The organism is Cryobacterium arcticum (assembly GCF_003185895.1).
GTDB classification, from domain to species: domain Bacteria; phylum Actinomycetota; class Actinomycetes; order Actinomycetales; family Microbacteriaceae; genus Cryobacterium; species Cryobacterium arcticum.
In genome coordinates this window covers 35,327-60,903 of sequence record NZ_QHLY01000010.1, presented here as the reverse complement: position 1 = coordinate 60,903, position 25,577 = coordinate 35,327, and the positions used below count along the sequence as shown (strand labels likewise).

Annotated in this window: 20 protein-coding genes; 16 read left to right on the top strand and 4 right to left on the bottom strand. The window is 67.4% G+C overall.

Annotation, left to right across the window (positions count from 1 at the left end; genetic code table 11):
* Positions 1 to 21: 21 nt before the first annotated feature.
* Positions 22 to 1,062, bottom strand: a complete 1,041-nt coding sequence (locus CTB96_RS09470) for a LacI family DNA-binding transcriptional regulator (RefSeq protein ID WP_110126687.1) — start codon at positions 1,060 to 1,062, stop codon at positions 22 to 24.
* A gap of 303 nt (positions 1,063 to 1,365) precedes the next feature.
* Here CTB96_RS09470 and CTB96_RS09465 point away from each other — a divergent pair, with 303 nt between their 5' ends.
* From CTB96_RS09465 to CTB96_RS09455, 3 genes are all read left to right on the top strand, one after another.
* Positions 1,366 to 2,790: an ice-binding family protein gene (locus CTB96_RS09465; RefSeq protein ID WP_110126686.1), complete on the top strand. Its 1,425-nt coding sequence runs from the start codon at positions 1,366 to 1,368 to the stop codon at positions 2,788 to 2,790.
* Positions 2,791 to 2,960: 170 nt separating this feature from the next.
* Positions 2,961 to 3,482, top strand: a complete 522-nt coding sequence (locus tag CTB96_RS09460) for a MarR family winged helix-turn-helix transcriptional regulator (RefSeq protein WP_110126685.1) — start codon at positions 2,961 to 2,963, stop codon at positions 3,480 to 3,482.
* A gap of 112 nt (positions 3,483 to 3,594) precedes the next feature.
* Positions 3,595 to 4,533, top strand: a complete 939-nt coding sequence (locus tag CTB96_RS09455; protein WP_110126684.1) for an aldo/keto reductase — start codon at positions 3,595 to 3,597, stop codon at positions 4,531 to 4,533.
* A 218-nt stretch (positions 4,534 to 4,751) separates the two neighbouring features.
* Here CTB96_RS09455 and xylA read toward each other — a convergent pair whose 3' ends face one another.
* Positions 4,752 to 5,942, bottom strand: a complete 1,191-nt coding sequence (xylA, locus tag CTB96_RS09450; protein WP_110126737.1) for a xylose isomerase — start codon at positions 5,940 to 5,942, stop codon at positions 4,752 to 4,754.
* Between the two features lie 474 nt (positions 5,943 to 6,416).
* Between xylA and chvE the strand changes: the two genes are divergently transcribed.
* The 10 genes from chvE to CTB96_RS09400 all read left to right on the top strand — a co-directional run bounded on the left by chvE (position 6,417) and on the right by CTB96_RS09400 (position 20,239).
* Positions 6,417 to 7,538: a multiple monosaccharide ABC transporter substrate-binding protein gene (gene chvE, locus CTB96_RS09445; RefSeq protein ID WP_110126683.1), complete on the top strand. Its 1,122-nt coding sequence runs from the start codon at positions 6,417 to 6,419 to the stop codon at positions 7,536 to 7,538.
* Positions 7,539 to 7,662: 124 nt separating this feature from the next.
* Complete coding sequence (gene mmsA / locus CTB96_RS09440) at positions 7,663 to 9,171, top strand: multiple monosaccharide ABC transporter ATP-binding protein (protein WP_110126736.1); 1,509 nt, start codon at positions 7,663 to 7,665, stop codon at positions 9,169 to 9,171.
* A 5-nt stretch (positions 9,172 to 9,176) separates the two neighbouring features.
* A complete protein-coding gene (gene mmsB / locus CTB96_RS09435) occupies positions 9,177 to 10,394 on the top strand; it encodes a multiple monosaccharide ABC transporter permease (protein WP_110126682.1) in 1,218 nt (405 codons plus the stop codon).
* A 59-nt stretch (positions 10,395 to 10,453) separates the two neighbouring features.
* Complete coding sequence (locus CTB96_RS09430; protein WP_248283310.1) at positions 10,454 to 11,671, top strand: ROK family protein; 1,218 nt, start codon at positions 10,454 to 10,456, stop codon at positions 11,669 to 11,671.
* A gap of 338 nt (positions 11,672 to 12,009) precedes the next feature.
* Complete coding sequence (locus tag CTB96_RS09425; protein ID WP_110126680.1) at positions 12,010 to 13,026, top strand: LacI family DNA-binding transcriptional regulator; 1,017 nt, start codon at positions 12,010 to 12,012, stop codon at positions 13,024 to 13,026.
* A gap of 128 nt (positions 13,027 to 13,154) precedes the next feature.
* Positions 13,155 to 14,453 carry an ABC transporter substrate-binding protein gene (locus tag CTB96_RS09420; RefSeq protein WP_110126679.1) on the top strand — a complete coding sequence of 433 codons (1,299 nt, stop codon included), beginning with the start codon at positions 13,155 to 13,157 and terminating at the stop codon, positions 14,451 to 14,453.
* A gap of 86 nt (positions 14,454 to 14,539) precedes the next feature.
* The gene (locus CTB96_RS09415; protein WP_110126678.1) at positions 14,540 to 15,517 is read left to right on the top strand and encodes a carbohydrate ABC transporter permease; all 978 of its coding nucleotides are present in this window, start codon (positions 14,540 to 14,542) and stop codon (positions 15,515 to 15,517) included.
* The gene (locus CTB96_RS09410) at positions 15,517 to 16,440 is read left to right on the top strand and encodes a carbohydrate ABC transporter permease (RefSeq protein WP_219993243.1); all 924 of its coding nucleotides are present in this window, start codon (positions 15,517 to 15,519) and stop codon (positions 16,438 to 16,440) included. Before CTB96_RS09415 ends, CTB96_RS09410 begins: the two co-directional genes overlap by 1 nt.
* Before the next feature lie 2 nt (positions 16,441 to 16,442).
* The gene (gene yicI, locus CTB96_RS09405; protein WP_110126677.1) at positions 16,443 to 18,791 is read left to right on the top strand and encodes an alpha-xylosidase; all 2,349 of its coding nucleotides are present in this window, start codon (positions 16,443 to 16,445) and stop codon (positions 18,789 to 18,791) included.
* Positions 18,788 to 20,239 carry a GH1 family beta-glucosidase gene (locus CTB96_RS09400; RefSeq protein ID WP_110126676.1) on the top strand — a complete coding sequence of 484 codons (1,452 nt, stop codon included), beginning with the start codon at positions 18,788 to 18,790 and terminating at the stop codon, positions 20,237 to 20,239. Before yicI ends, CTB96_RS09400 begins: the two co-directional genes overlap by 4 nt.
* A 76-nt stretch (positions 20,240 to 20,315) precedes the next feature.
* Here CTB96_RS09400 and CTB96_RS09395 read toward each other — a convergent pair whose 3' ends face one another.
* Positions 20,316 to 21,161, bottom strand: coding sequence for an NAD-dependent epimerase/dehydratase family protein (locus CTB96_RS09395; protein ID WP_110126734.1), 846 nt, complete (start codon positions 21,159 to 21,161; stop codon positions 20,316 to 20,318).
* 192 nt (positions 21,162 to 21,353) lie between these two features.
* Here CTB96_RS09395 and CTB96_RS09390 point away from each other — a divergent pair, with 192 nt between their 5' ends.
* Positions 21,354 to 22,541, top strand: coding sequence for an ROK family transcriptional regulator (locus CTB96_RS09390; RefSeq protein ID WP_248283309.1), 1,188 nt, complete (start codon positions 21,354 to 21,356; stop codon positions 22,539 to 22,541).
* A 30-nt stretch (positions 22,542 to 22,571) separates the two neighbouring features.
* Here the strand turns inward: CTB96_RS09390 and CTB96_RS09385 are convergent, their stop codons facing one another.
* Positions 22,572 to 23,483, bottom strand: a complete 912-nt coding sequence (locus tag CTB96_RS09385; protein WP_110126674.1) for a LysR substrate-binding domain-containing protein — start codon at positions 23,481 to 23,483, stop codon at positions 22,572 to 22,574.
* A gap of 102 nt (positions 23,484 to 23,585) precedes the next feature.
* Here CTB96_RS09385 and CTB96_RS09380 point away from each other — a divergent pair, with 102 nt between their 5' ends.
* Entirely contained in the window at positions 23,586 to 24,092 is a 507-nt protein-coding gene (locus CTB96_RS09380; RefSeq protein ID WP_181397215.1) for a GNAT family N-acetyltransferase, read from the top strand.
* Between the two features lie 167 nt (positions 24,093 to 24,259).
* On the top strand, positions 24,260 to 25,537 hold the full coding sequence (locus tag CTB96_RS09375) for a multidrug effflux MFS transporter (RefSeq protein ID WP_248283308.1): 1,278 nt from the start codon (positions 24,260 to 24,262) through the stop codon (positions 25,535 to 25,537).
* Positions 25,538 to 25,577 lie beyond the last annotated feature (40 nt).

The following is a 25,577-nucleotide window of genomic DNA, read 5'->3' as shown; positions in this document are numbered from 1 at the left end:
GGCTCTGAGGTGCCCGCCGGGCTAGCGGGCGGGGCTGCTCGCGCGCAGGATGACCCGGGTGGCCACCCGCACGGCCTCGTCGCCGGTTCGGGCGGTGTCGGAGAGTGCCAGCGCGACGGCCTGACGGCCCACGTCGGTGAGCGGGATGTTGACAGTGGTCAGTGCGGGGGTCACGTCGCGGGCGGTGTCGATGTCGTCGAATCCGGCCACCGCGATGTCGCCCGGCACATCGATTCCGGCCTCGCGCAACGCCGACATCGCTCCGATCGCCATCACGTCGTTGACCGCGAAGACCAGGTCCACCTGCTCCAGCCCCGTGGCCAGCAATTCGGTGGCCGCGGCGAAGCCGCCATCGCGCGTGAACTCGCCCCGCACGACGCGGTCGGGGTGGATGGCGATGCCGTGCTCGGCCAGCCCGTCGGCGAAGCCCGCCAACCGGTCGCGGGAGGTCACCAGGGTCTCGGCGCCGGTGAGGGCGGCGAAGGTGCGGTAGCCCTGAGCGACGAGAGCGTTGGCCAGCGCACGCGCGCCGAGATAGTTGTCGACCACCACCGTGTTGAACGGCAGGCCTTCCTGGCTGATCAGAACGACCCGGCCGCCGGTGGCGGTGAAGGCGGTGAGTTCGGTGATCAGGGCTGCCTGGTGCTCGGAGTCGACGGAGCGGCTACCCGTGAGGATCATCACCCGGGGTCGCTGGCCGCGCAGAGCCCGCACCAGCTCGAGCTCCCGCTCGGGGTTCCGCTCGGTGACAGCCATCGTCACGATGAGGCCCTCCGCCTCCGCGGCCCGGATGACCCCGGCCGCGATCGAGGAGAAGTACGGGTCGGCGATGTCGCTCACGACCAGGGCGACCGTGGAAGTGGATCCCTTCGCGATCGCCTGGGCGGAGAAGTTCGGGCTGTAATTGAGCCGGGCGGCCGCGGCCAGCACCCGCTGCCGGTAGTCGTCGTTGACCTTGCGGGCGCTGCCGTTCAGCGAGCGGGATGCTGTCGCGAGGGAAACGCCGGCCTCCCGAGCCACATCATGCAGAGTGGCCGGAGCGGCGTGCGGAAGAGCTGGCATGCGGGGTCCTCTCAAGGCTCGTCGGCCTAGAGGGAAAGCCTATTCCGAATCGGTGTCCACAGCAGCTGGCGGGAACGCCAATTCGTTGTGAGCTGCGCCGGATGAGGTGCCAGCCGACGAACTGGCGGCACAAGCTCGGTACCGGTCGACTACCGGGAAGCTGGCAAACCGCCCGGTTGTCGTTTAATCTGTGAACTAGTTCGTGCTTTTGACCCCCCTTCTGGGGTACGGTGACGTACCGGGGGATACGCGGGCGTAGTCGACGCTCGAACCAGTGCCTCTCGCTCGCAGTCAGGCGCCACCATGGCCAGCACTTCCCGTCCCCGTCCATTGTTCACGGTGGTGGCCAGCGTCGGCCTCGCCGCGGCTCTCACGATCGGCGCGGTGTCCTCCGCCTCTGCCGCGGTCATCCCGACCGGTCCGATCAACCTCGGCACCGCCGCGACGTATGGCGTTCTCGGTGCCAGCGCCGTCACCAACACCGGACCCACCGTGGTCAACGGCGATCTGGGCATCTCACCCGGAACGGCGATCACCGGATTCACCGGCGCCCCCAACGGACTGGTCAATGGCAGCGTGCACGCCACGGATGCTGCCGCGCGGCAGGCGCAGCGCGACACCACCACCGCCTACAACGTGGCCGCATCGCTCTCGCCCACCACGACCGGCATCAGCGAACTCTCCGGCCTCTCCCTGACCCCCGGCGTGTACACCGGCGGGGCGCTTGCGCTCTCGAACAACGGCGAGCTCACCCTCGCCGGCAGCGCCAACTCGGTCTGGGTGTTCCAAGCCGCCTCCACCCTCACCGTCGGCTCTGCTACCCGGATCATCATCACCGGCGGTGCGAGCGCGTGCAACGTGTTCTGGCAGGTCGGCAGTTCCGCCACCATCGGTACCGGCGCAGCCTTCCAGGGCACTGTGCTGGCGCAGACGTCGATCACCGCGACCACGAGCGCCACCATCGTCGGCCGGCTGCTCGCCCGCACCGCCGCGGTGACCCTGGACACCAACACGATCACCGCCCCCACCGGTTGCGCCGCCCCCGGCACCCCGTCCGGCACTGTCGCTCCCACGATCACGTCGGATGCGCCCGCCGATGCCACGGCCGGCACGCCCTATTCGCACACCGTCACCGCGACGGGCACCCCCACGCCGACCTTCCTGATCAGCTCGGGTGAGCTGCCCGCCGGGCTCAGCCTGAATGAGGACACCGGAACCATCTCCGGCACGCCGACCACGCCCGGTTCGTCGACCTTCACCGTCTCCGCGGGCAACGGCACGGCACCGAACGCGACAGCCGAGTACACGGTCGACACTGCTCGGGCCGTCGTCGTGACCCCGACACCCACCCCGACCCCGACGAACACGGCCACGCCGACGCCCACGCCGACCAATACGGCGACACCGACGCCGACGCCGACGCCGACCACCACGCCGACACCGACGCCCACCCCGACGCCGAGCAACACGGCAACGCCGACGCCGAGTAACACGGCCACGCCCACACCGACCCCCACGGCCACCTCGACCGCCACGGCGACACCCACCCCCGCCGCCGGCTCGACCGGTGGCGGCGGCACCGGTGCCGGCACTGGCTCCACCGCGAAGGCACTGGCGGAGACCGGCAGCAACGCCACCCCGGTGATCCTCGTCGGCGGCCTGATCATCCTGATCGGCGTCGCGCTGATCACCGTGGTGGGCATCCGTCGCCGCCGGGCCACGAACTAGCAGCCGCGAGTCGGACCGCCCGCGCTCGCGGGCGGCCCGACTCCGGGGCCAGGTGGCCGGGCCAGTATCGCCCCGTATATAGGGGATTGCAGCACAGTGTGCTTCTATGAATACCCTGCGGATGTTCACCGTTCAATTCGGATGCTCGCGGACCCACTCGAAAGGTCCCCATGAGCGCGAGCGTTCCTCCACTTGCCGGCAACCTTCCGGCAGCCGCGCCGAACGGTGTCGTCGACGCGTTCTACCTGTTGCAGAACGCCGAGGCTCTCTACCAATCCCGACTGCGTGACCGCCTCGGGCTCGGCGGCAATGAACTCGGCGCGATGCAGGTGATCGCCCGCCTGACGACCCTCGGCCTCGACGCTCGCGCGATCGACGTGTCCCGCAGCCTGGGCGTGACCAGCGGTGCGACCTCGGTCATCCTCTCCCACCTGATCGTGCGGGGCTACCTCACCCGTACCGCCAACCCCAAGGACGGCCGCGGCAAGCTCCTGCACCTCACCGAGGAAGCCACGACGGCCGTCAGCCACAACCTGCACGACCACCAGTCCGACCTCAGCCTGCTCGTCTCCGGGCTGTCCACCCGGGAATCCAAACGAGTGGTGGTGCTGCTGACCGCGGTGACGTCAACCCTCGACCAGAGCGAACTGCAACCCAACCGCGTCGTCCACCCCGGGCTCACCGCCATCTGACGTCGCCGCGCGCGCCGAGTGCGCGGATACGGGCGCCGTCGGCCGCACTAACCCGGGCCGCCGTGGCAGCCGATGCTGGCCGTACCCGGGCAGGACGTAATAACCTCACACCATGGTCTCCCTCGAACCCCGGCCCGCAGGCGCGCCGGCACTCCCGATGTCACCACTCACGCTCGGCACCTCCGGCTGGTCACCGAGGACCGCGGCGGAGAACGCCGCCACCGACACCCTGGCCGCGGATTTCGCGGCCGGCCGGCTCGGCACCAACGTCATCGACACCTCGAATATCTACGGTGACTCGCATTCGGAGGAGGTCATCGGTCGCGCGCTGGCCGGTACGGTGCGAACCGGTCTGCTCGTACAGACCAAACTCGACCGGAACGTCGAGCGCAACGACTTCTCCGCCGCCCAGATGGAACTTTCCCTGCGTCAGTCACTCGACCGACTCGGCCTGGACTCCATCGATGTGCTCTTCCTGCACGACCCGGAAAACGTCGGTTTCGACGCCGTGATGCAGAAAGGCGGCGCCGTCGACGCCCTGGTGGCCATGCGCGATCGCGGCGTGGCCCGGTATATCGGTATCTCCGGGGGACCCGTGTCCATGCTGCAACGATTCGTCGAGACCGACATCTTCGACGCCGTTATCAACCACAACCGGTTCACCCTGGTGGACCGATCGGCCACCGGGCTGTTCCAGGCTGCCCGCGACCGCTCCATGATCATCGAGAACGCCGCACCGTTCGGGGCGGGCATCCTCACCGGCGACCCCCGGTTCGCCGGCACCTACGCCTACGGCCCGATCCGACCGGAGACCCAGGTCGCGGTCGACGCCGCCGCCCGCATCGCGGGTGAAGCGGGGATCCCGCTCGCCGCCCTCGCCCTGCAATTCAGCCTGCGGCATCCGCTCGTCGACACGACAGTCGTGGGGGTGCGCACCCGCGCGCGCTTCGACGAGGCCGTCGCCCACGCCACGATCGATGTCCCCGACGAGGTTTGGACCGCACTCGACCGGATCGCACCGTCGCCCGAGATCGGCGTCGACACCCCCTGACCCGGGCTGAACTCGCGCTCAATCCGGCGGCGCAGCAGAAGCGCGGGTCACGCGCCGCTGCGCCCGTGGCGCGCCACGCGCGAACCGGCGCGCCACGCGCGAAACGGCGCGCTGCCCGCGAATCGCGGCGGCACGGGCGCGAGCACGCAAAACCCCGGCCAGAAGGACCTGGCCGGGGCTGGTCGTGCGCCGCAGACGGTGCGGGTGAAGCGAAGGGGCTAGCGGGCGCCGAGCAGGTGCTCGAGGGCCAGCTGCTGCAGCTTCACGAAGCCGAAGCCCTTGCCGCCGAAGTACTCCTCCGGGGCGAAGTCCTCGTACGCGCTCGTGTCGGCCAGGAAGTCGTCGTAGCTCTCACCCTCGGCCAGGGTCGGCACGCTCAGTTCGGGCACGCGGCTGGCCGCGAGCTGCTCCTGCACCTCGGGGTCGGCACGGAAGGCCGCGGCGCGCTCCTTGAGCAGCAGGTAGGTGCGCATGTTCGCCGCGGCGGACTCCCAGACGCCGGTGATGTCCTCGGTGCGGCTCGGCTTGTAGTCGAAGTGACGCGGGCCGTCGTAGGAGGGGCCGCCGTTCGGTCCGCCGTTTTCGAGCAGGTCGACGAGCGAGAACGCGTTCTGCAGGTCGCCGTGGCCGAAGACCAGGTCCTGGTCGTACTTGATGCCGCGCTGGCCGTTGAGGTCGATGTGGAAGAGCTTGCCCTGGTAGAGCGCCTGGGCGATGCCGGCCGTGAAGTTCAGCCCGGCCATCTGCTCGTGGCCGACCTCGGGGTTGACGCCCACCAGTTCGGGGCGCTCGAGGGTGGTGATGAATGCCATGGCGTGGCCGACGGTGGGCAGCAGGATGTCGCCGCGGGGTTCGTTGGGCTTGGGCTCGATGGCGAAGCGGATGTCGTAGCCCTTGTCGGTGACGTAGTCGCCGAGCAGGTTGACAGCCTCGCGGTAGCGGTCGAGTGCCGAACGGATGTCCTTGGCGGCGTCGTATTCCGCGCCCTCGCGGCCACCCCACATCACAAACGTCTTGGCGCCGAGCTCGGCGGCGAGGTCGAGGTTGCGCAGCACCTTGCGCAGGGCGAACCGGCGCACGGCGCGGTCGTTGGAGGTGAAGCCGCCGTCTTTGAAGACCGGGGCGCTGAACAGGTTGGTGGTGACCATCGGCACGATCACGCCGGTGTCGGCGAGCACCTGCTTGAGGCGGTCGATCTCCTTCTGGCGGGCAGCATCCGTGGAACCGAAGGCGAAGAGGTCGTCGTCGTGGAAGGTCAGGCCGTATGCGCCGAGTTCGGCGAGGCGGGTGACGGCCTCGACGGTGTCCAGGTGCGGGCGGGTCGGCCCGCCGAAGGGGTCAGCCCCGTTATAGCCGATTGTCCACAGGCCGAACGAGAACTTGTCGGCGGGGGTGGGGGTGAGGGACATGACGGTGCTCCGATTCAGCTTCATTGGCGATTTGTTGGAATTACCAACATATTACACACCTGCGACGGGTTCGTACAGTTCGAAAAATGCATCGTTGGAAATACCCCGGCCACAACAAATTCACCTGCCCGGTCCGGTGCCGCTTGGGGGCCGGTGCTACTCGTCGAATGCTTTCGACGATTTCTCCCACAAATTGGCCTCACGGGCACGAATCCAGTCGGGGCAACCCCCGTTTGGTGGGAATTTCAGATTTGCCCCTTGTCAAACGCCGAGATGCTGGGATAAGTTCTGTCCGTCAACAAAGGCCGCTTTTGGCGGTGGGTCAATCACAGCGATGTCCCGTTACAAGGAGGTAACCCTGACACTCGCTCACCCAATGTGGGGGGAGCGGGCGACACGATTTCCTCCTCTGGCAGCCACCGGTCCACCGGTGGCTGTGGTGACTGGCAGCTCTCAGAGAGGAAAGCTCCAACAATGTCCAAGACCAAGAAAATTCTCGCCCTCGCGGCCACAGGCATCTTCGCCCTGTCGCTCGCGTCCTGTGCCAGCGACAGCGGATCGACCGGAGGCGGCGAGGCAGCCGCCGGCGGCGACTGCAACGTCGGCATCTCGATGCCGACCCGTTCGCTTGAACGCTGGATCAACGACGGTGAGCAGCTCAAGGCGCTGCTCGAAGACGCCGACTGCACCGTCGACCTGCAGTACGCCGACAACAAGACCGACCAGCAGATCAGCCAGATCCAGAACCAGGTCGCCGGCGGATCCAAGATCCTCGTCGTGGCCGCCGTCGACGGTCAGGTGCTCGCCCCGGTGCTCGCCGAGGCCAAGAAGCAGGACGCCACGATCATCGCGTATGACCGCCTGATCAACGGCACCCCGGATGTCGACTACTACGCGACCTTCGACAACTACAAGGTGGGCCAGCTGCAGGGCCAATTCATCGAGTCCGAGCTCGACCTGGCCAACGCCACCGGGCCGATCTCGATCGAACCGTTCGCCGGCAGCCCCGACGACAACAACGCCAAGTTCTTCTTCTCCGGCGCCTGGGACGTGCTGCTGCCCTACGTCGAGAGCGGCGTCCTCGTCGTTCCGAGCGGCCAGTCGCCCGCCTCCAACGACGACTGGGCCTCGATCGGCATCCAGGGCTGGGCCAGCGACAAGGCGCAGTCCGAAATGGACAACCGCCTGTCGTCGTTCTACACCGGCGGCGACAAGGTCGACGTGGTGCTCTCCCCGAACGACAGCCTGGCCATCGGCATCGAGGCCTCGCTGAAGTCCGCCGGCTACGCACCGGGTGCCGACTACCCGATCATCACCGGACAGGACGCCGACAAGGCCAACGTCAAGGCGATCCTCGACGGTGAGCAGTCCATGACGGTCTGGAAGGACACCCGCACGCTCGGCGAGCAGGTCTTCACCATGATCCAGGAGATCCAGGCCGGCGACGACGTCACCGTCAACGACACCGAGACCTACGACAACGGCGAGAAGGTCGTGCCGTCGTTCCTGCTCGATCCCGAGGTCGTTGTCAAGGACGATGTGCAGTCCAAGCTCATCGACTCCGGCTTCATCAAGGCATCGGATGTCGGCCTCTAACCAGCCGACCCTGGCCGGCCTGCTCTGGTGAGCGGGCCGGCCTCCTCGACGGGCACCCGGGCAACCGGGTGCCCGGCCCATCAGCAAACAGGAGAGCGCAGTGGAGCATTCGATCATCCTCAGGATGAACAACATCGTGAAGGACTTCAACGGGGTGAAGGCCCTCGACGGTGTATCCCTCGAGGTCACGAGGGGGCAGGTGCACGGCATCTGCGGGGAGAACGGCGCCGGTAAATCCACGCTGATGAAGGTGCTCAGCGGGGTGTACCCGGTCGGCAGCTTCGACGGCAGCATCGAGTTCGAGGACCACGAGGTGGCCTACAAGACCATCAACGACAGCGAGCACGACGGCATCGTCATCATCCACCAGGAACTGGCGTTGAGCCCGTACCTGTCGATCGCCGAGAACATCTTCCTCGGCAACGAGAACGCCACCCGCGGCGTGATCGACTGGAACAAGACCAACCGCGAGGCCGCCCTCCTGCTGGCCCGGGTGGGCCTGGACGAGAACCCGGCCACCAAGATCCTCGAGCTCGGCGTGGGTAAACAGCAGCTCGTGGAGATCGCCAAGGCGCTCTCCAAGCGGGTCAAGCTGCTCATCCTCGACGAGCCCACCGCGGCGCTCAACGACGAAGACTCCACTCACCTGCTGGGCCTGATCGACCACCTGCGCACGCAGGGCATCACCTGCATCATCATTTCCCACAAGCTCAAGGAGATCAAACGCATCGCCGACACCGTCACGGTGATCCGCGACGGCAGGACCATCGAGACCATCGACATGAATGGTCCGGATGCGACGGAGGCTCACATCATCCGCGCCATGGTCGGCCGGGACCTGAACAACCTCTTTCCGCCGCGCGACCCGGCCATCGGCGCCGAGGTGCTGCGGGTGGAGAACTGGACGGTGCACCACCCCGTCGACGTGGCCCGCAAGGTCGTCGACGGCGCATCCTTCACCGTCAACGCCGGCGAGATCGTCGGTTTCGCCGGCCTGATGGGCGCCGGCCGCACCGAACTGGCGATGAGCCTGTTCGGCCACTCCTACGGCACCAACATCTCCGGAACCGTCTTCAAGGACGGCACGGAAATCCAGATGCGCACGGTGGGGGAGGCGATCGAGCACGGCTTCGCCTACGCCACCGAAGACCGCAAGCGCTACGGCCTCAATCTGATCGGCGACATCACCGTGAATGTGTCGGCAGCTGCGCTGGCCAAGCTCGCCAAGTACGGCGTCATCGATCGGCACCGGGAATACAAGGTGGCTGACTCGTACCGGCAGAAGATGAACATCAAGGCGCCGTCGGTCGGCTCGATCACCGGCAAGCTCTCCGGCGGCAACCAGCAGAAGGTGGTGCTGTCCAAGTGGATCTTCTCCGGCCCCGACGTGCTGATTCTGGATGAGCCCACCCGCGGCATCGACGTGGGTGCCAAGTACGAGATCTACGGCATCATCAACGAACTCGCAGCCCAGGGCAAGGCGGTCATCGTGATCTCCTCCGAGCTGCCCGAACTGATCGGCATCTGCGATCGCATCTACGCGATCTCGGAAGGAAAACTCACCGGTGAGGTCGCCAAGGCCGACGCCTCCCAGGAAACCCTCATGCACTACATGACCGCAGGAAAGGACTGAGCGCGATGACCACCACCACGCCAGCGAGCAAGGCGCCCACCGAACCCCCCGTGAGGCGCCGCATCCCCAAGCTCTCGATCAACCTCCGCCAGTACGGCATCGTCGCCGCCCTGGCCGTGATCGTCATCCTGTTCCAGATCCTCACCGACGGCCGTCTGCTGCTGCCCGGCAACGTGAACAACCTCATCCAACAGAACGCGTACGTGCTGATCCTCGCGATCGGCATGGTGATCGTGATCATCGCGGGTCACATCGACCTCTCGGTCGGCTCGGTCGTCGCCATGGTGGGCGCGGTCGCCGCGATCAGCATGAACAACTGGGGCCTGCCCTGGTGGGGCGCGGTCATCGTGTCGCTCCTGGTCGGCGCCGTCGTCGGCGCCTGGCAGGGATACTGGGTGGCGTTCGTCGGCATCCCGGCGTTCATCGTCACCCTGGCCGGCATGCTCATCTTCCGCGGCCTGACCCTGGTGCTGCTCACCGGCGGCACCATCAGCGGCCTGCCGGCGGAGTTCACCGCGATCGGCGCCGGCTGGCTGCCGTCGTACCTGGGCGAACTGGGCGGGCGCGACGTGCTCACCCTGGCGCTGGGTATCCTCACCGCTGTGGCCCTGATCGTGTTCCAGCTGCGCACCCGCGCCACCCTGAGCCGGCTCGACCTGCCGCGGGAACCGGCGGCATCGATGTGGACCAAGAACGGCATCGCCGCCATCGCCATCGTCTGGTTCGCTTGGCTGCTCAGCGACTACAGCGGCACCCCGATCATCCTGATCGTGCTCGCCGCGCTCATCCTGATCTACAACTTCGTGCTCAATCGCACGGTGTTCGGCCGTCACGTCTACGCGATGGGCGGCAACCTCTTCGCTGCCGTGATGAGCGGAGTCAAGACCAAGTGGGTCAACTTCTACATCTTCGTCAACATGGGCGTGCTCGCGGGTCTGGCCGGCGTGGTCTCGACCGCCCGTGCCGGCGGCGCGGTCGCCTCGGCCGGGCAGAACTACGAACTCGACGCCATCGCCGCGGTCTTCATCGGTGGCGCCGCGGTGCAGGGTGGTGTCGGCACCGTCGTGGGCGCCGTGGTCGGTGGCCTGGTGATGGGCGTGCTCAACATGGGCCTGTCGATCCTTTCGGTGGATGCCGCCTGGCAGATGACGATCAAGGGGCTGGTGCTGTTGCTGGCCGTGGCGTTTGATATCTTCAACAAGCGGCGCGCTGGGGGACGATAGTACTGACGCCACCCGACGTTCCTGTCGGGCACCGCACCCGAGAGGACCGTGACCCACCCGTGAGCCAAGCGCCACCCACCCTGGGTGTTCGGGGCGGAACCAGCAATGACCAGCTTCGGCGGTACAACCTGTCGATGGTCATGACGATGCTGCACCACGCCGGCGGCTGCTCCCGGGCCGAGCTCACCAAGCGCACCGGGCTCAACCGGTCGACGATCGCGGCCCTGGTGGCCGAGCTCGTCGACCTGGGCATGGCTTTCGAGGTGGAGCCGGAGAGCGTGGTCGGCCGGGTGGGCCGGCCCAGTCCCCAGGTGGTGCCTAACCCGGGACTGGCCGCGATCGCGGTCTACCCCGACGTTGACGCCATCACGGTGGGGCTGGTGGGGTTGGGCGGCGAGGTGATCCGGCGCATCCGGTTCGACACCACCCGGGTGCCGACCGTGCCGGAGACGGTCAACGCCGTGAAGGCCATCGTCGACGGCATGCGCGGCGAGATCGACCAGAGCTACAGCATTGCCGGAGTGGGGGTCGCCGTGCCGGCCCTGGTGAACTCGGCCGACGGCCGGGTGCTGATCGCGCCGCACCTGGGCTGGCGGGATGCCAACCTGGCCCGCGATCTGGCCCGGGCGCTCGACTACCCGGTGTTCGCCGGCAACGACGCCAGCCTGGGCGCCATCGCCGAGAGCATGTTCGGGGTGGCCAGGGGAATCAACGACCTTGTCTACCTCAACGGCAGCGCCAGCGGCATCGGCGGCGGCCTGATCATCAACGGCAGCCCACTGCGGGGCACGAGCGGCTACGCCGGCGAGCTCGGCCACACCCTGGTCAATAGCGCGGGGGTGCGGTGCCACTGCGGCCGGGTCGGCTGCCTCGAGACCGAGGTGAGCATGGCCCGGCTCCTCGCTGTGCTGAAGCTGCCCCGCGCCGACCAGGACGACCTCGACATCGCTCTCGGTGTGTCCCGCGACCCGGCCGTGCTGGCCGAGGTGCGCCGACAGATCGAGCTTCTCTCCGAGGCCATCTCCAACTTCGTGAACATGTTCGATCCCGAAATCGTGGTGCTCGGCGGCTTCCTCGGCTCGCTCTTGTCTGTCGGCAGGGAACAGCTGACCGCGGCGATGATCGTGCGTTCGATGAGCAGTATCGGCCATACCGTCGCGATCGAACGGGCCAGTCTGGGCTCGCACCTGATGATGGTGGGGGCGGCCGAATTGGCCTTCGCCGGCCTGCTCGACGACCCGGCCGGCTTCGTGCGCGGCCGCCGCGCCCACCGCTAGACCCGGAGCCGGGCCCTCCGTGCCGGTCGAGCGTGTCGAGCCCCGGTGACGTGCCCGCGAGACGCGCCGTCCTCGTTGGTCGAGCTTGTCGAGACCTGGTGACGTGCCTGTGTCGTGGCCCGCGAATGTCGACGCGTGCGCGGTCTCGACAGGCTCGACCAGCGGGTGGGGAGAGTGCGCGGGCCCCGCCCATCAGGTATTTGTCGGCAATCACCACAAATGGCTTGCGCAACCGGGGTGGGGTGACTTAGGCTCCCTAGCGAGCCAGTCGAAACGTTTAGCTTCGTTCAGGCCGCACCCGCACCAGACCGACACACCCTATTGACGACGGAGTCCTGATGGCCAACATTCACGACGTGGCACGCGTCGCCGGGGTGTCCATCAGCACGGTGTCCTACGCCCTGAGCGGCAAGCGGTCCATCGCCGCCTCCACCAAGCAGCGCATCGACGACGCGGTTCTCGAGCTCGACTACCGGGCCAACGCCGGGGCCAGGATGCTCAAGGGCGCGCGCACCCAGATCCTCGCGCTCAGCGCTCCGTTGCACGCCGGCACCCACGCTCCGGCGCACATGACCTTCGTGCTCTCGGTGGTCACGGCCGCCCGCAAGTACGACTACGACGTGCTCCTGCTCACCCAGGACGAGGCCACCAGCGGTCTTCGCCGGGTGGTGCGCAGTTCGCTCGTCGACGGCATCGTGCTGCTCGACGTGTCGACGTCGGATCCCCGCACCGACCTGGTGCGCGAACTCGGACTGCCCGCCACCGTGATCGGCATCCCGGACGACACCGACGGCCTCACCTGCGTCGACCTCGACTTCGAGCGTGCCGCCGAGCTGGCCGTGCGCCGGTTGGTCGACCTCGGTCACCGCGAGATCGGCCTGATCGGCCAGGCACCCCTGGTCTACGAACGCGGCTCGAACTTCCCGCCCCGATTCCGGGACGCCTTCCTGGCCGAGGCCACCCGCCTCGGTGCCACCGTGGGCTTCACCCCCGCGCCCGAGGAATCGGCCGGCGTGCGCGCCGCGCTCGACGGGCTCAGCGCCACCCTGCCCGGCATGACCGGGCTGGTGCTGCACTGCAACGAACCGGTGCAATCCATGGTGCTCGACCTGCTCAGCCAGCGCGGCGTCAGCGTGCCGAACGACCTCTCGGTCATCTCGGCCTGCTCCAGCTTCTCCACCGACCATCTCAACCCGCCGCTCGACGTGATCCCCCTGCCCGCTGACCTGTCCTGCACTCGCGCAATCGAGCTCACGATGGCGCAGTTTGCCGGCGACGTCGAGCCACACGTCGAGTACATCGACCCGACGTACGTCGAGCTCGGCTCGACAGCCCCCCTCACCTCCCGTCCCTAGCCCCCGGAAAGGATCCCTTTCGCCGTCGGCACTATCGAAACGTTTCGACAGCATCCTGCACCACCGCACCACAGCTCCTGATCATCACCTTGCGCCCCACCGGCGCACCCCTACAAGGAAGTAGAACCGTGAAGAAAACCAAGAGAAGCCTCGCCGGCATTGCCGTGCTGGGCGTCAGCGCCCTCCTCCTCTCCGGCTGCTCGGCCGGCGGCTCCGGCGGCGGCGACGACAACACCCTCAAGCTCTGGCACTTCGAGAGCGAAACCAGCGCGATGGGAATCGCCTGGGACGAAGCCATCAAGGTCTTCGAAGAGGAAACCGGCGCCACGGTCGAATTCGAAGAGAAGAGCTTCGAGCAGATCCGCTCCACCGCCAGCCAGGTGCTCAATTCCAACGAGGCCCCCGACATCCTCGAATACAACAAGGGCAACGCCACCGCCGGCCTGCTCGCCAGTCAAGGCCTGCTCAGCGACCTCGACGACGACTACGCCGAGTACGGCTGGGATGACGCCCTCGCACCGTCGCTGCAGACCACGGCGCGCTACGACGAAGACGGCATCATGGGCTCCGGCGCGTTCTACGGTGTTCCCAACTACGGCGAGTTCGTGGAGATGTACTACAACAAGGACATGTTCGCGGCTGCCGGCCTCGAGGTGCCCACCACGGTCGCCGAACTCGAGACCGTGATGAAGGCGTTCACCGACCAGGGCATCACCCCTCTGGCCGAATCGGCCGCCGAATACCCGCTCGGCCAGCTCTGGTACCAGCTCGCACTCTCGAAGGCCGACCGCAGCTTCGTCGACGACTACCAGCTCTACTCCGGCGACGTCGACTGGTCTGGCCCCGAGCTGACCTACGCGACCGAGACCATCAAGGACTGGACCGACGCCGGCTACATCTCCACCGACGCCAGCGGCTTCAAGGCAGAGGATGCCGGCACCGCGTTCATCAACGGCACCTACCCGATCTTCTTCTCGGGTTCCTGGTGGCACAACCGCTTCACCACCGAGGCCACCGGCTTCGACTGGGGCACCTTCCTCTTCCCCGAGGCCGAGATGTCGCCCGGCTCCGCCGGCAACATGTGGGTCATCCCGGAGAAGGCCAAGAACAAGGACCTCGCCGCCCAGTTCATCGATATCACGATGCGCCCGGAGATCCAGGCTCTGATCGGCAACAACGGTGGCATCCCCGTCGCTGCGAACACGGAAGACATCACCGACCCGAAGAGCCAGGAACTGATCGGCAACTTCAACACCCTGACCGAGCGCGACGGCATCGCGTTCTACCCGGACTGGCCCACCGCGACGTTCTACGACGAACTGAACGCCGGCCTGCAGGAGCTCATCAACGACACCAAGTCGCCCGCTGAGGTCAACGAACAACTCGGCGGCCAGTACCAGTCCGGCGTCGACGACATCGTCGGCTAACTCCCTCCCGGCATCCGCTCCGGGTGCCACCCTGCTCGACGGCCAGGGGCCCTCACCGGCCCCTGGCCTCACCAGAAGGACATCGCATGACGACAGCATCCGTAGCCGATGCGCCCGGTGATGCTCTGAAGACAGGCAACAAGCCTGTGCGGCAGAGCCTCATTCCGGGAAGCAATCCCAAGACATTCTGGATCTACCTGATCCCGGGCCTGGCGCTCCTCACGCTCATCATCGTGGTGCCCCTGGTCTGGAACATCTACCTCACCTTCACCGACTACCGCGGCATCAAGCCCCCGGAATGGGTCGGCCTGGAGAACTGGGTCAAGCTCGCCGGCGACACCACCTTCTGGACCTCGTTCGGCAACTCCATCGCCATGATCGTGGCCATGGTGGTCGTACCCACCCTGCTCGGCCTGGTGCTGGCCGCCATGCTGTTCGACCTGATCGGTAAGAAGTTCGGCGGCAAGATCGCCAGCTTCCTGCGCGCCACCTACTACCTGCCGCAGATCCTCCCCGGCGTCGTGGCCGCGATCGTGATCGGATGGATCCTGCGCCCGCAGAACGGCGCGCTCAACCAGGTGCTGGAGAACATCGGCCTGGGCAACCTCGCCCACAACTGGCTCGGCAGCCCCGACACCGCCCTGCCCAGCATCATGGTGATCATGATCTGGGTGCAGCTCGGCTACCCGATCGTGATCTTCATGGCCGCCCTGCAGCGGGTCGACCCCGAACTCTACGAGGCCGCCGAACTCGACGGCGCCAACTGGATCCAGCGGTTCATGGCCATCACGGTGAGCATCATCCGCCCCGAGATCTTCGTGGTCACCCTCACCTGCACCATTGCCGCCCTCAAGGTCTTCGGGCCCATCTACACCCTGACCGGCGGCGGCCCCGGCACCTCCACCATCGTGCCTGCCTACTACGCGTACAGCGAGTTCTTCCAGTCCCAGCAGGTGGGCTACGGCGCCACCATCGCCACCGCGCTCACCATCGTCATCGCCGCCGTCTCGGTCGTCTTCCTCCTCGCCCAGACCCGACTCGAGCGCAAAGAAGAGGAACGCTAATGTCGACAACGATCACCGTCCGGGAGCCGGCTGGCCCCGCGACTCCGACCGGCGGCCCCGCTGCCCCGGCCCGGAAGAAGAAGAACCGCAGCAGCACCACCCGCAAGACCTTCGGCGACTGGATGATCCTTCTCGTCGCCATCCTGATCGGCCTCCTGATCGCGGTGCCGTTCTTCCTCATCCTGATCAACTCGTTCAAGTCCCCGGCCGACTACAACGCCGCCGGCCCGCTCACCCTGCCCACCGACCTGTACTTCGACGGCATGGTCAACTTCTGGGAGCGCGTGAACTTCCCGGAGAAGCTCTGGAACAGCTTCTTCATCTCCAGCGTCGTGGCGATCCTGGCCGTGGCCATCTCCCTGCTGAATGCGTTCGCCCTCGGCATCGGCCGGGTGCGCGGACGCACCTGGATCGTGCTGCTGATCCTCTTGGCCAACATGCTGCCGCAGGAAGTGCTGCTCTACCCGCTCTACTTCATGTTCAAGACCGTGGGCCTGTACGACAACCAGTGGGCCGTGATCATCATCTTCGTGGTCATCCAGAGCGCCTTCGGCACCTACCTGCTGGCCAGTGTGCTCGGTACATTCCCCAAGGAGATCCTTGAAGCGGCGTCGCTGGATGGCGCCAGCCGCTGGACGATCCTCTACCGGGTGGTTTACCCCATCACCAAGCCCACCCTGAGCGTGCTGATCATCTTCTTCTTCATCTGGACCTGGAACGAGTTCCTCATTCCACTCACCTTCCTGGTCAGCAACGCGAGCCAGACCGTTCCGGTCTCCATCGCCGTGCTGCAGGGCGACCGGCTGATGGACGTCACCACCACCAGCGCCTCGGCGCTGCTGGGCCTGCTGCCCACCCTGATCTTCTTCCTCATCTTCCAACGCACCCTCACCCGGGGCATCACCGCAGGAGCAGTCAAGTAGTTATGAAATTCACCGATGGTTTCTGGCACACCCGCCCCGGCGTCACCGCGCTCTACGCGCAGGAAGCGTACGACATCGAACCGACCGGCGGCAGCATCCGCATCACCGCCCCCACCAAGGTGATCGAACGCCGCGGCGACGTGCTCAACCGCGCCCTGCTCACCGTGACCCTCTCCTCGCCGCTGGACGGCATCATCAAGGTGCGGGTCGAGCAGCACACCGGCGCCGCCACCGGCCCCGGTTTCGAACTCGTCGGCGCAGAACCGGATGGCGGCATCATCGACATCGACGCCGCCGGCGGCACGCTCACCGCCGGGCCGCTCACCGCCCGGATCGAACAGGGCAGCCCCTGGAACCTCAGCTTCGAGGCCGACGGCAAGACCCTCACCGAGAGCGGCCACAAGTCGATCGGGCACATGAGCCTGGCCCCCGGCGCGCCCATCTCCGCCGAACCGGCCGGGGTGGCCGGTGTCACCGCCACGGGCCTGGCCCCGGCGCCGGCGTACACGCACGCGCAGCTCTCCCTCGGGGTGGGCGAACTGGTTTACGGCCTCGGCGAGCGGTTCGGCCCGCTGATCAAGAACGGCCAGACCATCGACATCTGGAACGCCGACGGCGGCACCTCCAGTGAGCAGTCCTATAAGAACGTGCCGTTCTACCTCACCAACCGGGGTTACGGCGTGCTGGTGAACCACCCGGAGCACGTCTCCTTCGAGGTGGGCACCGAGGCCGTCGAGCGGGTGCAGTTCTCGGTGGCCGGCCCGGCGCTGGAGTACCTGGTGATCCACGGCCCGACCCCGAAGGATGTGCTCGAGCGCTACACCCGGCTCACCGGCCGGCCGGCGAAGGTTCCGGCCTGGTCGTACGGCCTGTGGTTGTCGACCTCGTTCACCACCCAGTACGACGAGGCCACGGTGAACAGCTTCATCGACGGCATGGCCGAGCGCGACCTGCCGCTGAGCGTGTTCCACTTCGACTGCTTCTGGATGCGCGAATTCAACTGGACCGATTTCGAGTGGGACCCCAAGGTTTTCCCCGACCCGGAGGGCATGCTCGCCCGGTTGCACGAGAAGAACCTGCACGTGAGCGCCTGGATCAACCCGTACATCGCCCAGCGCGCCGGCATCTTCGCCGAAGCCGCCGCGGCCGGCTACCTGGTGAAGAAGGCCAACGGCGACGTCTGGCAATGGGACATGTGGCAGGCCGGTATGGGCCTGGTCGACTTCACCAACCCCGCCGCGACCCGGTGGTTCCAGGACAAGCTGCGCGGCCTCTTCGCCCAGGGCGTCGACGCGATCAAGACCGACTTCGGCGAACGCATCCCCACGGATGTGGTCTGGCACGACGGCTCCTCGCCCGACGTGATGCACAACTGGTACAGCCAGCTCTACAACAAGGCCGTGTTCGAGGTGCTGCAGGAGCACCGAGGTGAGGGCGACGCGGTGTTGTTCGCCCGCTCGGCCACCGTCGGTGGCCAGATGCAGCCGGTGCACTGGGGCGGAGACAACTCCTCCAGCTACGAGTCGATGGCCGAGACCCTGCGCGGAGGGCTGTCGCTCGCGTTCAGCGGCTTCGGTTTCTGGAGCCACGACATCGGCGGCTTTGAGGGCATGCCCGACCCGGCCGTGTTCAAGCGCTGGCTGGCATTCGGCCTGCTCTCCAGCCACTCCCGGCTGCACGGTTCCACCAGTTACCGGGTGCCGTGGCTGTTCGACGACGGCCGGGAGGAGCCGGGCCAGAGCGCGGTCGACGTGACCCGCCGGTTCACCACGCTCAAGCTCGAGCTGATGCCCTACCTCTACCAGGTGGGACTCACCGCGCACGAGACCGGCGCCCCGTTCATGCGGCCGATGCAGCTCGAGTTCCCGGGCGACCCGGCGGTGGACTACCTCGACCGGCAGTACCTGCTGGGCAGCGACCTGCTCGTGGCTCCGGTGTTCAGCGAGTCCGGCGACGTGCAGTATTACCTGCCCGCCGGCACCTGGACCAACTACCTGACCGACGAGGTCGTCGAGGGCCCGATCTGGCGCCGCGAGACCCACGCCTTCGACAGCATCCCGCTGTGGGTGCGCGGGGGAGCCTTGATTGTTACCGGATCGCGCGCGGACAGGCCAGACTATGACTACACGGATGACGCCCTCGTCACCGTGTACCCCGGCAGGGCCGACGGGGTGGGGGAGTCCCGCACCGTTGACGTTGCCAACCCGCTTGACGGCACGACCACCACCTTCACCATCACGATCTCCGACGACGACACCGTCGTGACCAGCGATTCGGCCGCTCCGTTCCGGGCCCGGCTCGCCGGTGGCGCCCCGGTCGCGTCGACCGACCGAAAGGCCACCCTCCGATGACCCTTACCGACCCTCCCGTCAGCCAGGGCTCGCCCGACTACCGCGACTCCGGCCTCGTCTTTCCCGAGTCGTTCATTTTCGGCTCCGCCACGGCCAGCTACCAGATCGAGGGCGCGGTCGACGAAGACGGCCGGGGACCGTCCATTTGGGACACCTTCAGCCACACCCCCGGCCTGGTCTGGAACGGTGACACCGGCGACGTCGCCGCCGACCACTACCACCGGCTCGAGGAAGACCTCGACCTGATGGTGTCGCTGGGCCTGCACGCCTACCGGTTCTCCATCTCCTGGTCGCGCATCCAGCCCACCGGTCGCGGACCGGCCAACGAGGCGGGGCTGGACTTCTACCGGCGCCTGATCGACGGCCTGCTCGAGCGGGACATCCGCCCGATCGTCACGATGTACCACTGGGACCTGCCGCAGGCCCTGGAAGACGAGGGCGGCTGGACCAACCGGGACACCGCCTACGCCTTCGCCGACTACGCGACAATTCTGGGCGAGGCGTTCGGCGACCGGGTGGACACCTGGACCACGCTGAACGAACCGTGGTGCTCGGCGTACCTGGGCTACGGCTCCGGTGCGCACGCGCCCGGCCGCACCGACGGCGCCGAGGCGCTCACCGCGGTGCACCACCTCAACCTGGCCCACGGCCTGGCGATCCTGGCGCTCAAGCCCCTGGTGACCAACAACCCGAACTTCTCCATCACGCTCAACCTGCACGTGCTGCGCGGCGAGGGTGAGACCGGCCCAGAGGCCGTGCGCCAGATCGACGCGCTGGCCAACCGGGTGTTCCTGGGGCCCTTGCTGAAGGGTGAATATCCGGCGGATGTGCTGGAAGACACCAAGGCGATCACCGACTGGGCGTTCGTGCTGCCGGGCGACACCGAGATCATCCAGCAGCCGCTGGACGTGCTCGGCGTGAACTACTACTCCACCACCCTGGTGCGGCTGTGGGACGGCGAGTCGGACCGGCAGAACGCCGACGGCCACAAGGACGTCGGGGCTTCACCTTGGCCCGGCGCCGACCGGGTCGAGTTCCTCGCCCAGCCCGGCCCGTACACCGAGATGGGTTGGAACATCGAACCCGCGGGCCTCGAGGACCTGCTCGTCGCCCTGCATGAGGAGTTCCCGAACCAGCCGCTGATGGTGACCGAGAACGGCGCCGCGTTCGCCGACGAGGTCGTGCAGACCGACGACGGCCCCCGGGTGCACGATGAGGCCCGCACCGACTACCTGCGCCGCCACTTCACCGCCGCCCACCGGGCCATGGCCAGAGGCGTGGACCTCCGCGGTTACCAGGTCTGGTCGCTGATGGACAACTTCGAGTGGGGTTACGGCTACTCCAAGCGGTTCGGCATCGTGCACGTGGACTACGACACCCTGGTGCGTACCCCCAAAGACAGCGCTCGCTGGTACAAGCAGCTGGTCTCCACCCGCACCCTCCCCTAACCACTCTCCCGCGAGCTGTGACTTAAGCACCAGAATCCTCGAGTTTTGGGTGCTTAGGTCACAGCTCGCGAGGGGATTAGCGGGGGTCTTGCCAGGAATGCTCGGGGGAGTAGCCCAGGAGACGGCGGGCCTTGTCGATGCCGAGCAGCGTGGTGCGACCGGCAACATCCGGGCTCACGTTCACGCCGGGGAAGACCTCGGCGGCGAGCTCGGCGCTTGGCCGGCGCATCACGGTGTCGGCGGCGGCGATGATGAACCGCTCGAAGCCGGGCGGGGCGCTCTGCAGCGCCTTGAGCACAGCCTGGGCGCCGTCGCGGCCGTCGATGTAGCCCCAGAGGTTCCACTTGCGCAGCGTCGCATCCGCCTGGAAGCCCTCGAACGCGTCGTAGTCCTGCGGATCCATCACATTGGAGAACCGCAGTGCCGTGATCGAGAGGGTGGGATCCCAGCGCACCAGTTCGATCGCCATCTGTTCCTCGAGGTGCTTGACCAGCGAGTACGTGCTCTCCGGCCGGGCCGGGTACTCCTCGTCGACCGGGATGTAGGGCGGGTCGGTGTCGAACGGCAGGCCGAGCACGGTCTCGCTGGATGCGTAGACGATGCGCTTGATGCCGGTGCGGCGGGCGGCCTGGAACACGTTGTAGCTGGAGAGCATGTTGTTGTGGAACGTGGCCACGTCGGGCACGAGTCCCGGGGCCGGGATCGCGCCCAGGTGCACCACGGCGTCGAAGCCGTCGGCCTGGTCGTTCACGCCGGAGAACGCGTCGATCACCTGGCCGTAGTCGGTGAGGTCGATGCGCACGAAGCCCGCACCGCGGGTGCCGGCCTGGTCGAAGTTGATCACCTGATGGCCCTCGGCGCGGAGCCGGGCCAATACGGTCCTGCCGAGCTTGCCGCTGCCGCCGGTGAGGGCGATTCTCATGCTGGGGAATTCCATGGACATCCTTGTCTGGTCGTCGCCGGCAGAGGGCGAGTGCGGTTTTGTGGCGTTGTGCAACGTATCACGGCCACCCGGGAGCGCTGCCGGGTACTCTGGGGTCAGCAGGGATCGCCCTGGGCCAGTGGGTGAGTGCCCGACGGTATGAGTGAGCGGCATCAGCCAAACGGAGGAACCGTGCAGGGCAGCAGCCATGACGACGTGCGCCGACACAATCTGTCGGTGGTATTGCGGCTCGTGCACCGCAGCGGAGCCGCCTCACGCTCGCAACTCACCAAGGTCACCGGGCTCAACCGCTCCACCATCGCCGCCCTCGTGGCCGAGCTGGTGGAACTCGGCCTGGTCATGGAGCGCGAACCGAACGCCACCAACCAGGTGGGCCGGCCCAGCCCGATCGTGAGCGTGAGCGAGCAGGTCGTGGCCCTGGCCGTGAACCCCGAGATCGACGCCGTGACCATCGGCATCGTGGGCCTGGACGGCCAGGTGCACCGTCGGGTGCGGTACCCCACCGACCGGTCGCCGAGCGTGGTCGAAGCCGTGAACATCGCCGCCGCAGTGATCGACGGTATGCGCGGCGAGCTGGAAACGACGTTCAAGGTGGTGGGCATCGGCGTCGCCGTGCCCGGCCTGGTGCGTGCCCATGACGGCCTGGTGCGGCACGCCCCGCACCTGGGCTGGGTGGACGAACCTCTCGCCGAGATGCTCGAGGCCGCGACCGGATACCCCGTTCTCGCCGCCAACGACGCCAGCCTGGGCGCGATGGCCGAACGGTTCTTCGGCGCGGGCAAGGGCATCACTGACCTGATCTACCTCAACGGCGGTGCCAGCGGCATCGGCGGCGGCATGATCGTGGGCGGGGTTCCGGCCGGCGGGGTCGCCGGCTACGCCGGTGAGTTCGGGCACACCCGGGTGAGCGACAGCGACCGCGTCGATTCCGCGGGTATCCGCGGCACCCTGGAGGCCGAGGTCACCCGCCGGGAACTGCTCGAGGTGCTCGGCCTGGCCGGGGCGGATGCTGACGAGCTGGAACAGGCGCTGCTCGCCTCCACCGACCCACTGGTGCGGGCCGAGGTCGACCGGCAGATCGACCACCTGGCGGTGGCGTTGGCGGGCGCGATCAACATCCTCAACCCGCAGTTGGTGGTGCTCGGTGGGTTTCTCGCCGCCCTGCTGGCGGTGGACCCCGACCGGTTGCGGAGCGCGGTCGCGGCGCTCTCGCTCGGCTCGGCGTTCGGCAGCGTGCGGCTCAGTGCCGCGGAACTCGGCAGCAACCTGTTGATGATCGGCGCTGCCGAACTGGCCTTCGAGGGCTTGCTCGACGACCCGGCCGGGCTGACCGCCGAGAACGCCGGCTCAGCGGACTGACCGCGAGCGTCGTTGACACCGCTGGTCGGGTCAGGCGAACGGGCCGGGTATGGCGTCGGTGGCCACCGGCACCTGCAGGAAGTTGGTGAGGATCGCCCGGGTGTCGGCGGCGCGCTGCACCAGCTGCACCTCGCTCTCGGCGTGCACTCCGGCCAGCGGGATGCTGCGCACACTGGCGGGCGCGTTGAGGGTGGCGCTCGCCGGGGCGATGCTCACTCCGAGTCCGGCGCCCACCAGGTGCAGGATCGTCACCCAGGACGATGCCTCCTGCACCACCCGGGGTTCGTAGCCTGCATCCCGGCAGGGTTCGAGATTAAGCAGGTAGGCGCGCTCGCCGGCGGCGCGGGGATAGAACACGAACGGGTCGTCGCGCAGCACGGCGGCATCGAGAGTGCCCTGAGACGCGGCCGGATGGTCCGCCGGCACCACGGCGACGAACGGTTCTGTGGCGAGCAACGACGTGCTGAGGGCGGGATGCGGCTCGGAGTCCCGCACCACTCCCATGTCGATCTCGCCGGCGAGCAGCCGGCCCAGGATCAGTGCGGTGAAGCCCTCGTGCAGTTGCACGTGCACGGCCGGGTAGTGGGAGCGGAAGGCGTGGATGCGGTCGGTGATGCCCAGCGGAATCGCCGAGCTGATGAACCCGATGTCGAGTCGGCCCTGTTCGCCGCGGCCGATCCGGCCGGCCTCGTCGATGTCGCTTGCGGCCTGGTCGAGCAGTCGCCGGCTGCGGTCGAGAAAAGCGGAGCCGGCCGCCGTGAGCGCGACCCGGCGGGACGTGCGGTCGAACAGGGCGGTGCCGATGAGCTCCTCCAACCGGCGGATCTGCTGGGAGAGAGGCGGCTGGGCCATGTGCAGGCGCGCGGCCGCACGGCCGAAGTGCAATTCCTCTGCCACCACCACGAAGTAGCGCAGGTGGCGGAGTTCCAGTTGAGCGGTCACTCGCCCAGGATATCAAGACGAAGAACGTCTTGATTCAGCCCGAAAGGATATTGGACGTCTGGATCCTCGGCTTGCAGACTGGAGGAGAACAAGGAGCAGACCATGCAGACCAACCCGGGAACCGACCTCACCCCGCTCGTGATCGAGCCGATGAGCTCCGACGCCGACGCCCGTGCCTTCCGGGAACTCAACGAGGAGTGGATCACCAGCCTGTTCACCCTCGAAGACGCCGACCGGGCGCTCCTGAACGACCCGGTCGGCCGCATCCTCGGCACCGGTGGTGCTGTGCTGATCGCCCGGCTCGGCGTCGACGCTGTGGGTTGTGTAGCCCTGGTGCCCACCGGCGACGGCGTGTTCGAGCTGTCGAAGATGTCGGTGAGCCCCGCCCTCCGCAATCGCGGCGCGGGCCGCCGGCTGATCCTGGCCGCGATCGAGAAGGCCGCGGAGCTCGGCGCCACCTCATTGTTCCTCGGCAGCAGCACCAAACTGCCCAGCGCCGTGCACCTCTACGAGTCGGTGGGATTCACCCACGTGCCGGCCGAGCGGATCGGCCCGATGCCGTACGCCCGCGCGAACGTGTTCATGGAACTGGAGTTGCCCATCCGCTGACCGGCCGGAATGGGCGCTCGCGGGGGCAGAGTTTGCAGGATGCCGGGGATCCGCGCAATCTTTGGCCAGACCGGATGAATGTGGAATAGAACCGAACGCTGCACGCTTTTTTCATTCAGGCACTCGCCCACCCTCCACACCGTTCGACCTGACCGAGGACTCTTTTCGTGACTACCGCCGTAATCCCCGTGATTTCCGAGGCACAACTCCACTCCACCGCCCGGCACCCCGGGGACGCCCTCTCCACGGGCCAGCGTGTTGTCTACATCATCATTCTCGGGGCGTTGACCGCCCTCGGGCCGTTCACCATCGACCTGTACCTGCCGGCCTTCCCCACGCTCGAGAGCGAACTCGGCGTCTCGGCTGCGGCTATCCAGCTCACCCTGACCGGCACCATGATCGGGTTCGGCTTCGGCCAGCTCATCGTGGGCCCGTGGAGCGACAAGGTGGGCCGCAGACTGCCCCTGCTGCTCGCCACCGGCTTCCACGTGCTGGCCTGCGTGGGCGCTGCACTCTCCAGCGACATTGTGTCGCTGGGTATCTTCCGGGTTCTGCAGGGCTTCGGCGCCGCAGCCGGCGCCGTCGTGGCGATGGCCATGGTGCGCGACCTCTTCGGCGGCAAGCCGCTGGTGAAGATGCTGTCCAGGCTGGCCCTGGTCAGCGGCCTGGCGCCCGTACTGGCCCCGGTCATCGGCTCGCAGCTGCTGCTGGTGATGCCGTGGCGTGGCATCTTCTGGGTGCTCGCCGGTTACGGCATCGTCGTGATGGTGGCCGTGGCCATCTGGATCGTCGAGACCCTGCCCAAGGAACGCCGCACCGTGCCCGGCCACTCCAGCCTCGGCCAGCGTTACCGCGCGGTGCTCAGCGACCGCACCTTCGTCGGAGTTCTCGTCATCGGGGCGATGACCTTCACCGGCCTGTTCTCCTACCTCTCCTCGTCGCCGTTCCTGTTCCAGCAGGTCTACGAGTTCAGCGCCCAGCAGTACGGCGTGCTGTTCGCCGTCAACTCCCTCGGCATCGTCGTGGGTGTCCAGGCCAGCTCCCGCCTTATGCACCGCTACAACGTGGGGCCGCAGAACATCCTGATCGTCGCCACCGCCGTGCTCGTGGTGATGTCGGCGTCGATCTTCACCCTCGACCTGCTCGGCGCCGGCCTCTGGGGCACCCTCATCCCGCTCTGGTTCTTCATCGCCGCCTGCGGGTTCACCTTCCCCACCGTGCAGGTCATCGCGCTCAACGCGCACGGCAGTGAGGCCGGCACCGCCGCCTCTCTCCTCGGTGCGGCCAACTTCGGCATCGCCGGACTCATCTCCCCGGTCGTCGGCCTGCTCGGCGTGGGCACCGCGGTACCGATGGCATCAGTGATGGGTGTCGCCGCGATCATCTCGCTCCTCAGCCTCTGGGTCATCGTGCGCCCACGCACGGTCGCAGCGCTCTCCCACTAGCCGGCCGCTCCTCGGCTGAGAACTGTCGCACGTTCGTAAC